The organism is Olleya sp. KKT75 (genome assembly GCF_055635485.1).
Window position 1 is genome coordinate 2,790,190 of record NZ_CM145759.1, and the last position, 14,194, is coordinate 2,804,383.

Genomic DNA, 14,194 nt, shown 5'->3' on the forward strand with positions numbered 1-14,194 from the left:
ATAGACCCAATTAATTAGATTATTATCAAACTTTTATAACAACTTTGCAAAACAATATTTTTAGTGATAAAATTTATATTATTATCTTGTATATTGTAATAAACCTTTGATTATCAATGAGAAATAATGTTCTATTTTGCTTAGTGTTTTTGTTGTTTTCAACACAAATAACTGCGCAACAAATTGCTCCAGAAAAGATAAAAGAACAAATCAGTATTTATAAGACTGATTTACGTGGTCCTTATAAAGATATCCGTTGGTTTTGTACGGATGGTAGTTTACGTCAACCTAAAGATCCTTGTCCTGATAATATTGGACCAGGGAATCAACATGCGCGCTATAAAGATGACGTTGAAAAATTAGCAAAAAGTAACCATATTTATTTAGGGCAAATTTTAACTAACACAACAAATGACGCTTTTTTAGATGTTGATAATGACAATTCTAGGTTAAAACAATACCAAATTGATAAGTATTTAAGAGCTATTGATAATGGTTGGGTTAATCAAAAAAGTCAGTTTTATAGAGGTGCAATCCAGTCGGAAGATGAGGAAGCATGGGGGATTGATTTCTATAAGTGGTTATTATCTAAGGATAAATTACTTGTTGAAAATTACTTTTTAATCAGGCAATCTTTAAAAGATATTCCCCATAGTGGTGATGATAATCTTGCACAATTAATGCGTAGTCAATCTAAAGTGTTATCTGATTTGTATCCTTCATTTATGGATTTACGCGTTAAGATACATGCACAACCAGAAATAAATGATATTGAAAAAGTAAAAGCTTTTAAAATAAAGCATGATGCGAAGTTAAGTGCGAGCCAAATTAAGGTTTTAGATGAATTATTGGCAACCATGACTACTTTTTTTAAACCGATAGATTTGGTGTCATTACAAGCTAAAGCAAGTATAATAAAGTCAACAACGTTTGGCGAAACTTTTAAAAATTATGCCATTCAGAATAATCATTCTAATAATGCGTCGGATTTAATTCAGAATACAGCTGAATTATTAACCACTTTAAGAGCAAGTCTTCTTGAAGAAAAAAGGCCTCTTGCGCGTTTACAACTATTAGATATTTCTATTGTACTTGAAGAACTTATCTTTAAAAACGCACCACTATGGCAACCTGAAACAGTAGATCAGTTAGTTAGTAAGGTGTGTTATTTAGGTATGGCAACAGCTGCAACCGGTTATATTGAACAACATGAATGGGACGCTTTAAACCTAACATTATCAGCTAACAAAGCCAATGAAGCTACTTTAGGCGAGTTAACGTCTGTTTTACAAAATGGAAGAAGTTTGGTAGAATGGAGTTCTGGGATGGTTAAAGCTAATTATCAAAATGAAGTAAATACGTATACTGCTTTTGAACCTTTAGCCTATGGTTTTATAGATGATAAAATTAGAGGATCAATTGCTTTACATTTAGGTAAAGCGGTAGGAGAATTGGGTGATTTTATAGCTGAAGAATCAGCGTTGACTAATAAAGTATTAAGCATACCAAACCAAAGTACAGTGCGTGGTTTAAACCCAGGGTACGCTTTTGGAGAACTTGTTGTTGTTGCAGGATCACCAGATGCTATTGAGGTGTCTTCAAACAAAATTTATATTTTCCAACGCCCACCAGCAGATTTAAAACCAATAGCAGGTATTGCAACGGTGTCAGAAGGGAACATGGTGTCTCATGTGCAATTATTAGCGCGTAATCTAGGGATTCCAAATGCAGCGTTGTCTGATCAAAATTTAGATGATTTAAAACCTTTTAATGGACAAAAAGTGTTTTATGCAGTGTCTAATAATGGAAATGTAATTATTAAGGCAGAAAAAGACATGTCCGCAGAAGAACGTGCCTTATTTACAAAAACAGAACGTAAAAGCGAAAAGATAGAAGTACCGGTTGAATCTATTATATTAAATGAATCTAAAGTGCTTAATTTACGAAATGTAAACGCTAGTAATTCTGGTAAGATTTGCGGGCCAAAAGCAGCCAATTTAGGTCAGCTTAAACAAATGTTTCCGGAGCAAGTTGTGGAAGGATTAGTTATTCCGTTTGGGATATTTAGAGATCACATGAATCAGGATATGCCAGAGCAAAATCAATCGTATTGGCAGTTTTTAGAAGCTATGTTTAAGGAAGCTACCGCAATGGAAGCCAAAGGGATTGTAGAAGGTGAGATTGAACATTACCAATTACGTCAATTAGAAACATTAAGAGCAGCAATAAAAAAGATGCCTTTAAAAGCTGATTTTATTGATCAGATGGAAGCTGATTTTAAATCAGTTTTAGGTCAAGATTTAGGGGCTATTCCAGTGTTTTTAAGAAGTGATACTAATATGGAAGACCTAAAAGAGTTTACAGGTGCTGGTTTAAATCTAACCCTATTTAATGTGGTTGATAAAACTAAAATATTAGAAGGGATTAAAGATGTTTGGGCATCTCCGTACACAGAACGTAGTTTTAAATGGAGACAAAAATATTTATTGAATCCAGAAAATGTGTTTCCTTCGATATTGGTTATTCCGAGTGTAGATGTCGATTATTCGGGTGTTTTAATTACTAAAGGATTAACTTCTGGTAATGATAACGACTTGACTATAGCTTTTAGTAGAGGCGCGGGAGGTGCAGTGGATGGACAGTCTTCAGAAACGTATTTATTAAAAGATGATGGCGGATTACAATTCTTAGCACCATCAAGAGAGCGTTTTTACAATAGTTTGCCAATTACAGGCGGAACATTTAAAAAGTCATCAACCTTTGATAAACCAATATTAAATACGCAAAACATTAGTGATATAAGAGCACTGGCAAAAACAATTAGAGCAACCATGTCTCAAGCCACTAATTCTGATTATCAAGGCGCTTATGATGTAGAATTAGGGTTTAAGGATAATAAATTATGGTTGTTTCAAATTAGACCATTTGTAGAAAATAAAAAGGCATTAAGTTCTACATACTTACAATCCATAACACCAGTAATTGATAATAATAAAGTGATAGCACTTTCAAAAAAGATATAAATGAAAAAAATAGTAATTGTTTTAGTCTTAGTACTGATTTGTTCTGCGTTTACAACCGCAACCTTTTATCCTATTGATGGGTATGAGCATACAGGAATTAAACGTTTAAAGCGTTTGGAGCTAATTAAAAGTGGCGAAATTGTTGAAAAACAAACCTTACCAGAAGGTGCTTTTAAATCGTATTTAGATATTAAATTGAATCTAAAAGAAAAGGCATCCGATAGTCTACATTGTTTTTTCAAGGAAAATGACGCTTTTCAAAAGGAAATTAGTAGCCTTTTTAGAGGTTTGGATAAAAGTTACTCGTTAACTGTAATGGATATTACCGATTTAAACAATATTAGATACGCGCACCGTAATGAAACCTCAGGGTATCAGCCAGGAAGTGTTGGTAAATTAGCTGTTTTGATTGGGTTGTTTAATCAGTTATCTAAAATTTATCCTGATGATTTTGATAAACGTATTCAATTACTAAAAACAAAAGTGGTTAAAGCTGGAGTTTGGGGTTTAACGGATGAGCACACAATACCAATTTATAATATAGAAACAAAAAAACTAGTGAAACGCCAGGTGATTGCTAGTGATACGTTTACTTTATTTGAATGGGCAGATCATATGTTATCTGTAAGTAATAACGGAGCAGCAAGTATTGTTTGGCGTGAAGTATTGTTAATGCAAGCTTTTGGAGAGAAATACCCAGAGTTAACAGAGGAAGACGCGTTAGCCTATTTTAAAACCACAGAAAAAAAGGTGTTAACTGACCTAGGAAATGACGTCGTTAATTTACCATTACGTGATTTAGGGATTACTGCAGACGAATGGCGTTTGGGGAGTTTTTTTACTAGAGGAGCAAACACTTACGTTGGAGATAAAGGCGGGAGTATTGGTACGCCTTTTGGTGTTATGAAATTTTTAGTACAACTAGAACAGGGTAATGTAATTGATGCTGAGTCTAGTTTAGAGATGAAACGTTTGATGTATATGACGGACAGACGTATTAGATATGCACAAGCACCAGCTTTAAAAGAGGCAGCGGTCTATTTTAAATCAGGTAGTTTATATAAATGTGATAGAAGTAATGGACAGGCTTGTGGCAAGTATATGGGTAATGTTCAAAATTTCATGAACTCTGTAGCAATTGTGGAGCATCCAGATAAAACGACGTATATGGTTGTTTTGATGACTAATGTATTAGGCAAAAACTCAGCAACTGACCATATGAACTTAGCAGCCAATATTGATAAGTTAATTAAGAAATAAGACGTAATAAGTTTTCAGTTTGTGTCCTGATTTTTTTATTAGTTTCATTAATTAAAACCAATTCTAAAAGAGGCTTATAATTTGCAGTATTAGACTTTTCAATAAGGTATAATACTGCAAATTTTAGTTTAATATCTTTTCGTTTTAGTAACTCATTATAGCATTCTAATTCACTTAAAACCTTAAGATTAAGTTTTTTTATTTTTTCTTCAGAATTAGAATCTAATAACATTGATTCTGCTACCGGAATTAATTCTTTTTTAAGTTGACTGTTTAAAATATTATCTAAAAACTCAATAGCATGTAAACGTTGTTCTTCCTGACCATGTATCATGGTATTAAATATTGGATCCACATCGTTTGGTGGATATTTAATTCCTAAAAACCTAAATATACGTTGTAATTGTCTGTCTAATCGCTGCTCTAAAAGGTGTATAAGTCCATTTCTAGCTTCGGTTTCGTCTTTAGACTCAGTAACACCAGATTTCTTTTTATACTGCAGTACAATTTGAGTATGAATAACCGCTAAGGTGTTTTGATACAATTGACATTCGTCTAGAATTTTATCGACTATAAATCGATCCTTGATTTTTAAGTGTGGATATTTCCATTTTAAACGTTTTAATGCTTCAATTGCCTCGATTTTAACAGCATGCTCAGTATCGTTAGTTAGAAGAATTAACGTGTTTATTGCTTTTTGAGATTTAAATTTTTCGATTACTAAAATAACATAGGCTGCATCTTCAAAATCAATAGTTTCTTTTATGACCTTTTGATAGAGTACATCTATAACAGGTTCTTTGTAAAAAAACAAAGCATCTACAGCTGTTTGTCTGGTTTCTTTTACCGATAAATGCGATATAATAGCATCAATAAATTCAGAATCTAAAGTCTTGGCAGCGCTAGTTATCGCTGTTTTTAAAATCTCTAAATCTTTAGATAATAGCTGTGTTTTTAGCACATTATAATAAGCACTTATTTTAGCATTACCTATACTTTCTAGAATTGCTGTAATCTTGTTGGTTTTTAACTCAGGATCCGCTAACTCTAAATATTTACTTAAAGCAGCGTCTATTTTTGAGTCTAAGTTAAATCTATTTTGGAGTAATTGATTATGACTAGATTCTAAAGATAATCCTACTAGAGCAGCATTAGCAATGGTGTTATCATCACTGTTTATATACTTTTCAAATAAAACAATAGTATTTTGCTTGTAGTTTTTTAATAGATATCTAAATGCTGACGTGGTAACATCTTGATCTTTATCGTAAACCATGGTTTCAATTTGAGATGATAGGTTTTCAGACTTTAAAAAATATAAATTATCTATAGCCAATGTTTTAATCCTTGGCGATTCATGATTCAGAAGATTTTTAATACTATTAAAAAAACGTTCGTCTTTTACGTCTAACGTTCTTTCTAACATATTAACAATTTGGTTCTCTTTTCCTGTATTTAAAACTCTTAAAACACTATCTATAATTGATGTTACTTTTATAATCTCTTTATGATGCTTATCTTTTTTAATTCCAGAATTATCAAGTAAATCTTTAAAAGCAATGATGTATTCTTTTCTAAGGAAATAAATTAAAACCAACCAAACAGCGATTAATATGATAATAATTACACTGATATAAGTAGAAGAAATATTTAAACCGTTTATAAAAAAGATTAGAATAAAACCAGCAAGACCTGTAGCGATACTATCTACAACAACATCTGTAAAGGTTTTTGTTTTCTTTTTAATTTCTATAGGAATAGGGATTGATAACAACTCTGTAGATGCTTTATTAACGGATTGTTTTAAACTACCGTCCACAATTTTAATAAATACAATCACCCACAATTGTGGCAGTAATAGTAGAATTATTGAACCAATTAAAATCCCGGTTGGAAGCCATAATAAAGCTTTTCCAACACCAAAAGTACCAACAATTCGCTTGGTTAAAAATAGTTGTACCAATAATGAAATAACACTTAAGGTAGAAAACCAAAATCCAAAAAAGGAGGTCAGTTCATCTTGGTTATCAATAAGTCTTGACGCATAGTCACTATATTGGTAATCTACTAATTTGGCAACAAGTACGCTTAAACCTATAACTAAAGCGATAAGACTAAGTAATTTTGATTGTTTTATTAGTTTTAAAGGCGACTCTCCTTTAGCATTACTTTTTAAAGTGAGCTGAAAGGTATTAAGTTTTGCTATTTCGGTTTTCCATATGTATCGTGTAATAAAAACACAGATACAAAGTAGTAAAGCCGCAATAAATAATAAGTTTACAGAGTCAATAAAAGTAGTTAGTAAAGACGTTAAATACCCACCAAAGATACCTCCAGCAATAGCGCCAGCACCTATAAAACCAAACACACGTTTGGCTTCTCTAATATTATAAACTAGGTTGGCTAAAATCCAAAATTGTGAGGCGGTAAGCAATCCAAAAATAGCCACCCAGATGTATGGAATGTATAATAAAAAACCAGTAATTAAATTAAAGTTTAAACCAACACCAAAGAGTATTAGTGATATTACAGAACCAATAATGGTTTTGTCTATTATAATATTTAACGGGTATTTTTCTAAGGCTTTGTCATAAAAGTAAGAGCCTACAATTGCCATGATAGCAGTTAAAACATAGCCTAACGGAAGTGCATCTGATGTTAACTCTGATAAAAACAACGAGTTAATTGTAGGTTTTACAATTAATAGTGTTGTAATAATTATAAAAATATTTAATTGTAATAGAAGGGTCTTTTTAAGCTCTTCTTCCTTTAAATCAAATGCTTTTAAAAGTATGGTTTTTATAGGTTTTAATACCGAATTTGTTAAGTCCAATGTTTTGTGTCTAATGCGTAATGATTAATAGTTTACAAATGTAAGGTATAAACTATCTTTTATATTTATTGAAAAGGGTAATAAATAATATCAAAACTTAATTAGCTCTTAAGACTTTCTCTACTGGTTTTATCAAGTCTCTAATAATTTGTTCTCCTGAAGCGTCTTCTATTAAAGCTACTAATATATAACGTCTGTTAAGGTCTTTTCCCCAAACTAAAACAGAGTCTGAATGATAGTTTTTCCAAGAGCCCGATTTTCTAAATATTCTTGCATCAGGTGCTATTTTGTCAAGTGTATTTACAAATTTATGGTGCAACGCTGTGTTTTCCATAATATCTAACATTTGCTTAGAGCGTTTTTGATTAACCAATTTACCATTAGCTAACAGGTAATAGTATCTACAAACTTGTGTAACAGTAGCCGCATGACTTAAGTTTTTTAAAGGTTCTCTGTTTGTGTTTCCACCACCACCGTAGCGTTTTCCTACCCACAGACCACCACCAATAGCTTCGTCATAAAACTTATATTTTTTACTCCTCATTACCGACTCAATCTTATCATAACCAACACGATCAATCATTCTAGTGGTTGCCGCATTATTAGATTTACTAATCATAAGGCGCATATCTTTTCTAATGTCTGCAGTCTCAGTTAATTCTTTTTTATCAATAGCATCCATCGCAGCTAATAATACTGCAATTTTTGGTAAACTGGCAGCATACATCATGTGGTTGCCATTTATTCTAGCAAACTTTACATTATTGGTATCTCTAAGGTCTACTAAGCCAATAGACATCTTTTTTTGATTGATTAGTTTTTTCCAAAGGGGATTTTTATTAATCTCTGATTCTAGTGTTTTTTGAAGATCACTATCCGCTAAAGAGGTTAACATCGCAATTTTGCCATCACTAGTTGGTAATGGAAGCTCATTTTGAGCAAAGCTATTAGTTACAAATAGAGTAACTATGGCTATAAAAACAAGGTGTAATTTCATTAAAAAAAATGCGTTAAATATAATTAGGCAAATGTAGTTAATTAACTAGTTATTAAAGTGTTAAAATTTTATTTTTCAAAGAAATAAAATTATGAGCAATTGTAATGGTTTTGTGATTGTTACATCCTTTTTTAGTTAATATTTTAGCTTTAGATTTTAAAATGTAGCTAGTAATCTCTAATTTTTTTAGGGAAACTAAAAAGAGCCTCAATTGAGGCTCTTTTTTTATGCTTTCTTTATGTATTATTTTTTTCTATAAAGGAATATTACCATGTTTTCTATTTGGTAAAACTTCTTCCTTATGTTCTAACATTTTAAACGCTTTTATTAATTTACGTCTTGTGTTTTCAGGAAGAATAACTTCATCTATAAAACCGCGTTCTGCAGCTTTATAAGGATTAGCAAACAGCTCAGCATATTCGGCTTCTTTTTCTAAAAGTTTTTCTTCAGGATTATCTGCTGCTTTTATTTCTTTTCTAAAAATAATTTCACTGGCACCTTTTGCTCCCATAACAGCAATCTCAGCACTTGGCCAAGCGTAATTTAAGTCCGCTCCAATGTGTTTAGAGTTCATAACGTCGTAAGCACCACCATAAGCTTTTCTTGTAATTACAGTTACTTTAGGTACTGTAGCTTCGCTTAAAGCATATAATAGTTTTGCACCATGCACTATAATTCCGTTCCATTCTTGATCTGTTCCTGGTAAAAATCCTGGTACATCTACTAACACTAATAACGGAATATTAAAGGCGTCACAAAATCGTGTAAATCGTGCTGCCTTACGCGAACTATTTACATCTAAAACACCTGCTAAAATCAATGGTTGGTTAGCTACAATACCAACACTTTTTCCACCAATTCTTGCAAATCCAACAATAATGTTTTGGGCAAAATCTTTATGGATTTCAAAAAAGCTATCCACATCAATTATGCCTTTTATAACATTATGCATGTCATATGGCTTGTTGGCATTTAAAGGAATGATTGTTTTAAGTTCGTCTCTAATTTCATCACCTAACTCAAATGGTAAATCTTTTGGTTTTTCTAAATTGCTTTGTGGTAAATAACTAAGTAAACGTTTAACATCTTCTAGACATTCTATATCGTTAGATGATGTGACGTGGGCTACACCAGACTTAGTCGAGTGTGTACTTGCACCACCAAGCTCTTCACTGGTAACTTCCTCGTTAGTTACTGTTTTAACAACGTTTGGACCTGTTACAAACATGTAACTTGTATCTTCTACCATCATAGTAAAATCCGTCATTGCAGGGCTGTAAACAGCTCCTCCGGCACACGGACCCATAATAGCAGATAGTTGTGGAATAACACCAGATGCTTTTACATTTCTATGAAAAATATCAGCATATCCACCTAAGGATCTCACACCTTCTTGGATACGTGCACCACCAGAATCGTTAAGACCAATAAAAGGCGCACCAACTTTAAGTGCTAAGTCCATTATTTTACAAATTTTTTCGGCATGTGTTTCAGACAACGCACCTCCAAAAACCGTAAAGTCTTGTGCAAAAACATGCACTAGTCTACCATTTATTGTTCCGTAACCTGTAATAACACCATCACCATAAAATTTTTGATTTTGCATTCCAAAATCAACCGTTCTATGTGTTACTAGTGCACCAATTTCTTCAAAAGAACCTTCGTCCATTAAATAGGTAACACGTTCTCTTGCGGTTAATTTTTTCTTTTGGTGTTGTTTATCTATTCTATCTTGACCACCACCTAATTTGGATAGCTCAAGTTTTTCGTTTAGGGTTTTTATTTTAGATTCCATATCTCTATTTTAATCACGTATGGTCGTAAACGCTATACGTTATGTAATTATCTAATTAGTTGGTAGTCTTAATTGCTTTTGATCCTCTAGATACTGTTTTACAGCAAAAAGAGCAGCTAATTTAGCTTCGTGTTCTGCATCTTGTTTTAAAGCTTCAGGAGAATAGTACTTTTTTACAAAATGGGTGTCAAAGTTTCCTGATTTAAACGCTTCATGATTAAATACAAACGTCCCAAAAGGCAACGTGGTTGCGATACCTTTAACATCGTAATCTGCAATAGCTTGACGCATTAATTGCATGGCTTCTTCACGTGTTTTACCGTAAGTAATTAGCTTGGCTAACATTGGATCGTAGTAGATCGGAATATCCATACCTTGTTCAAAACCATTATCTACTCTTATCCCTTTTCCTTCTGGAAGTTTATAAACGTCTAAATGTCCAACACTAGGTAGAAAATCGTTTAAAGGATCTTCAGCATAAATACGTAATTCTAAAGCGTGACCATTAATTTTTAAATCAGATTGTTTTATGTCTAAAGCTTCGCCACGAGCTACTTTTATTTGTAATTCTACTAAGTCAACACCAGCGATAATTTCTGATACAGGATGCTCTACTTGTAGTCGTGTATTCATTTCAAGGAAATAGAAATTCTTGTTTTCATCTAATAAAAACTCGACTGTTCCAGCCCCAACATAATCACATGCTTTTGCTACTTTAATTGCAGCTTCTCCCATTTCTTCTCTTAACTCAGGCGTTAAAACAACACTTGGCGCTTCTTCGACTACTTTTTGATGGCGACGTTGTATACTACATTCACGCTCAAAAAGATGTATCACATTACCATGCGTGTCCGCCATGACTTGAATTTCGATATGACGAGGCGATCCAACGTATTTTTCAATAAAAACAGAACCATCTCCAAAAGCATTAACGGCTTCACTGATAGCACGGTTCATTTGAGATTCAAATTCGTCTTCGTTTTCCACAACACGCATTCCTTTTCCTCCACCTCCAGCAGAGGCTTTTATTAAAATAGGAAAGCCAATAGTCTTAGCTATTTTTTTAGCTTCAGGAATATCTGTAATTGCTTGATCTGTTCCTGGTACCATTGGTATATCATAACCTTTAACAGCATCTTTAGCTGCAAGTTTACTACCCATGACTCTAATAGCATGCGATTTTGGTCCAATAAAGGTGATGTTGTTTTTTTCGCAAAGCTCTGCAAAATCTGCATTTTCACTTAAAAAACCATAACCAGGATGTATACCATCAACATTTAAGCTTTTGGCTACTTCTATAATTTTATCGCCTAATAAATACGACTGATTAGAAGGTGCTTCTCCAATTAAAACAGCTTCGTCAGCAAATTTTACGTGAGGCGCATTACGGTCTGCAGTAGAGTAGACTGCTACGGTTTTAATTCCCATTTTCTGGGCTGTACTCATAACTCTTATTGCGATTTCGCCACGATTGGCGACTAGTATTTTTTTCATTTTATTCGAATTCAATTAACAATTCACCTTTGTCTACAGTACTTCCCTTTGTTCCTGTAACAGACTTTATCACGCCATCTCTAGGTGATACAATGCTGTTTTCCATTTTCATAGCTTCAAGGATAAGTAAAGGTGTATTTACAGAGACTTCGTCACCAGGCTTTGCCATAATATCCAAGATTAATCCGGGCATTGGCGCTTTTATATTATCAATAACTTTGGAAGCACCAACTTCAAATCCCATTGCCTTTATTAAAGCATCCAATTGGTCTTCGATTTGGACTGTATATAGGTTATTGTTAACTTTTACGGTGTACGCTTTTTTTAGAAAATCACTTTCCGTGATTTCGATTTTAAAAGGTTTGTTATTATCTAAAAGATGAAATGTATTCTGTTTAACTTCAACAGAATCAATGCTATTTATAACATCTGAATCTATCTCAAATTGATTAAGATCATTTGTTTTTACATTAAATTTTTGGCTCATTTTGTCTAAAATTATGAGGTATAAAGATAAGTAACTATATCGTTTTAGTAAAACAGAAACTCATTATATTATTCTATATTAGTTAACAATTACATCCATTAGGTTTATTTTTACGTACTTAAGTTATAAATTACATAGATTATGAAAATAAAATTACTTCTTTTAATATGCTTATTATTCCAGGTTAGTTACGCTCAGGACTTGTCTTTAGGATATAGTGCAAACGACTTAGCACAGCACCCAATGCAAGATTTAGCTAAACCAGGTTATTTGCAATCTGCAGCAGATCCATCTTTTCCAGCAACACAAATACGACGTATTACAAATGCAGGAACAGGTAACTCTATTAAACCCATGTATAGCACAATACAGGCTTGGAATGCAGATGAAAGTTTAATGATAGTTTATGGCGGAGGTACGCACCAATTATTAAATGGTCAAGATTATACGTTTATAAGAAACTTAACAGATGTCAATCCTGATGATATTGAGACTATTTTCTGGTCTTTTTTAAATCCTGATATATTCTTTTATATGGACGGCGCTACGGATGATTTGATTAGTTACAATGTGCAAACCCAAGTAAAAACGGTATTGGTTAATATTAGAACAATTAGTAGTTGTGTTTCTAGTAACGGTTTAACAGGAGGTAATGATATCCAAATGATGTCTTGGGATGATGATGTATTTGCTTTTAGATGCGGAAATATTGCTGCATATTATTACAGAATCTCTACAGGAACACTAACACAATTTAATTTATCAGACGTTGCTTATACAGCACCAATGCCTTTTCCTAGTGGTAATTTGTTTTTTCATAGAGGAGATGTTTATGATGCTAATGGTGATTTTGTTAGAAGTTTAAATATTGATGGCGTACAGCATTCTTGCTTAGGAAAACTAAGTAATGGAGACGATGCTTATTACAATGTTAATTTTGAAGAAGGTGTAAATGGTGGTTGTCAAGGGACTTTAGTGGCACACAATGCGACAACAGGAGACTGTTTTGCTGTTACAACTTATAGTGATTATGCATATCCAAAATCAGGAACACATATATCGTCTTTAGCGCATAAAAACACAGGAGATGGTTGGGTTGCAGTTTCTTGTTTAGGTTTTCAGCGTGATGGTGTACAGATTTTAGATCAAGAATTATTTATCGCGAAAGTCAATGAGTTTGATGCCGATGTTTATAGAGTAGCACATCATAGAAGTGATCCTGATGAGTTTGGTTATTTTGCAGAGCCACATGTGACTATCAGTCCAACAGGGACCAGATTATTATTTGGTAGTGATTGGAGTGGAACAGAAGACGGAGACTCTGTAGATAGTTATGTAGCTGAACTAAATAGTTATACGCTATCAACAGCACAGGCTGTAACCACTACTAAGTCAATAGTTTTATTTCCAAATCCAGTTAATAATACGCTACAATTACAGTCTGCTTTAAATAGAACCATACAATTCTCTATTACTGATATTACAGGAAAGCAAGTTTATGATGCTAGCTTTTATAACAATGCATCAATAGACGTTAGTGCTTTAGCTAATGGTTTGTATTTTGTTACTTTTAATAATGAAAGTACTTTGGATGCGATAAAATTTGTTAAGAAATAGAATTTAAATCGTCTTTAAAAACAGAACTATTTTGATGGTATCTAATGGCTCTTCTAGATAAGAAAATTCCAATTGCTAGAGATACAAAAGCACCAACCCAAATACCTGGGACAAAATCTATAAATAAGAAAAAGTCATAGGCTCCATGAAATAAAACAGCAAAAAATAAGCCTAATAAATTTAAGTATAATTTGTTAGGTGCAAATTTTGCTTTACCCATAAAGTATCCCATTAAAATTCCAAAGGTAGCGTGGGCAGGCACTGCGGTAAATGCTCTGGCAATTGCTGTTGCTGGCCCACTTTGCATGACGTACATGATGTTTTCGGTTGCTGCAAACCCCATAGATACCATAACAGCATATACAATACCGTCAAAGGGCTCATTAAACTCTTTATGGCGTTGCGCAAAAAGCAATACGATTAAAAACTTACTTAATTCTTCAGAAAAACCAACCACGAAAAAGGCTTGTTTAAATTGTTCCCAAATGCTTAGTTTATCCTCTAAAGGGACTAGTATATTAAATACAGAGTAGAGTAGTGTGGTAATAATAATACTAACAATAGCACCCAATAAAAACGAAATTATTAATAAACGTTTAGGTTCTTTCTCGTACTTATCTTTTAGATAAATGTAAAATATGATAATAACAATTGGCGCTAAAGCCATCAATAGTAGTTGCATAGTTCA

At 32.9% G+C, this 14,194-nt stretch carries 9 protein-coding genes; 3 read left to right on the forward strand and 6 right to left on the reverse strand.

Features of this window, described 5'->3' with window-relative positions:
- The first annotated feature begins 116 nt into the window (after positions 1-116).
- A complete protein-coding gene (locus tag ACZ2G2_RS12490) occupies positions 117-3,023 on the forward strand; it encodes a PEP/pyruvate-binding domain-containing protein (RefSeq protein ID WP_470392452.1) in 2,907 nt (968 codons plus the stop codon).
- Positions 3,024-4,283, forward strand: coding sequence for a serine hydrolase (locus tag ACZ2G2_RS12495; protein WP_470392454.1), 1,260 nt, complete (start codon positions 3,024-3,026; stop codon positions 4,281-4,283). It abuts the gene before it with no gap.
- Here ACZ2G2_RS12495 and ACZ2G2_RS12500 read toward each other — a convergent pair.
- From ACZ2G2_RS12500 to ACZ2G2_RS12520, 5 genes are all read right to left on the reverse strand, one after another.
- Positions 4,273-7,116, reverse strand: coding sequence for an Npt1/Npt2 family nucleotide transporter (locus ACZ2G2_RS12500; RefSeq protein ID WP_470392455.1), 2,844 nt, complete (start codon positions 7,114-7,116; stop codon positions 4,273-4,275). The genes ACZ2G2_RS12495 and ACZ2G2_RS12500 overlap by 11 nt on opposite strands.
- 97 nt (positions 7,117-7,213) lie before the next feature.
- Positions 7,214-8,113: a serine hydrolase gene (locus ACZ2G2_RS12505; RefSeq protein ID WP_101202385.1), complete on the reverse strand. Its 900-nt coding sequence runs from the start codon at positions 8,111-8,113 to the stop codon at positions 7,214-7,216.
- Between the two features lie 253 nt (positions 8,114-8,366).
- On the reverse strand, positions 8,367-9,908 hold the full coding sequence (locus tag ACZ2G2_RS12510) for an acyl-CoA carboxylase subunit beta (RefSeq protein WP_470392457.1): 1,542 nt from the start codon (positions 9,906-9,908) through the stop codon (positions 8,367-8,369).
- A 51-nt stretch (positions 9,909-9,959) separates the two neighbouring features.
- A complete protein-coding gene (accC, locus tag ACZ2G2_RS12515) occupies positions 9,960-11,402 on the reverse strand; it encodes an acetyl-CoA carboxylase biotin carboxylase subunit (protein ID WP_470392458.1) in 1,443 nt (480 codons plus the stop codon).
- Between the two features lies 1 nt (position 11,403).
- A complete protein-coding gene (locus ACZ2G2_RS12520) occupies positions 11,404-11,889 on the reverse strand; it encodes an acyl-CoA carboxylase biotin carboxyl carrier protein subunit (protein WP_470392460.1) in 486 nt (161 codons plus the stop codon).
- A gap of 141 nt (positions 11,890-12,030) precedes the next feature.
- Between ACZ2G2_RS12520 and ACZ2G2_RS12525 the strand changes: the two genes are divergently transcribed.
- Complete coding sequence (locus ACZ2G2_RS12525; RefSeq protein ID WP_470392462.1) at positions 12,031-13,506, forward strand: T9SS type A sorting domain-containing protein; 1,476 nt, start codon at positions 12,031-12,033, stop codon at positions 13,504-13,506.
- On the opposite strand, the gene ACZ2G2_RS12530 is transcribed toward ACZ2G2_RS12525, so the two are convergent.
- Positions 13,496-14,188 carry a PrsW family intramembrane metalloprotease gene (locus tag ACZ2G2_RS12530; protein ID WP_282068074.1) on the reverse strand — a complete coding sequence of 231 codons (693 nt, stop codon included), beginning with the start codon at positions 14,186-14,188 and terminating at the stop codon, positions 13,496-13,498. The genes ACZ2G2_RS12525 and ACZ2G2_RS12530 overlap by 11 nt on opposite strands.
- Positions 14,189-14,194: the final 6 nt, after the last annotated feature.

Coding starts and splice junctions, on each gene's coding strand:
- ACZ2G2_RS12490 (WP_470392452.1), top strand. CDS start 117: ATGAGAAATAATGTTCTATTTTGCTTAGTGTTTTTGTTGTTTTCAACA.
- ACZ2G2_RS12495 (WP_470392454.1), top strand. CDS start 3,024: ATGAAAAAAATAGTAATTGTTTTAGTCTTAGTACTGATTTGTTCTGCG.
- ACZ2G2_RS12505 (WP_101202385.1), bottom strand. CDS start 8,113: ATGAAATTACACCTTGTTTTTATAGCCATAGTTACTCTATTTGTAACT.
- ACZ2G2_RS12510 (WP_470392457.1), bottom strand. CDS start 9,908: ATGGAATCTAAAATAAAAACCCTAAACGAAAAACTTGAGCTATCCAAA.
- accC (WP_470392458.1), bottom strand. CDS start 11,402: ATGAAAAAAATACTAGTCGCCAATCGTGGCGAAATCGCAATAAGAGTT.
- ACZ2G2_RS12520 (WP_470392460.1), bottom strand. CDS start 11,889: ATGAGCCAAAAATTTAATGTAAAAACAAATGATCTTAATCAATTTGAG.
- ACZ2G2_RS12525 (WP_470392462.1), top strand. CDS start 12,031: ATGAAAATAAAATTACTTCTTTTAATATGCTTATTATTCCAGGTTAGT.
- ACZ2G2_RS12530 (WP_282068074.1), bottom strand. CDS start 14,188: ATGCAACTACTATTGATGGCTTTAGCGCCAATTGTTATTATCATATTT.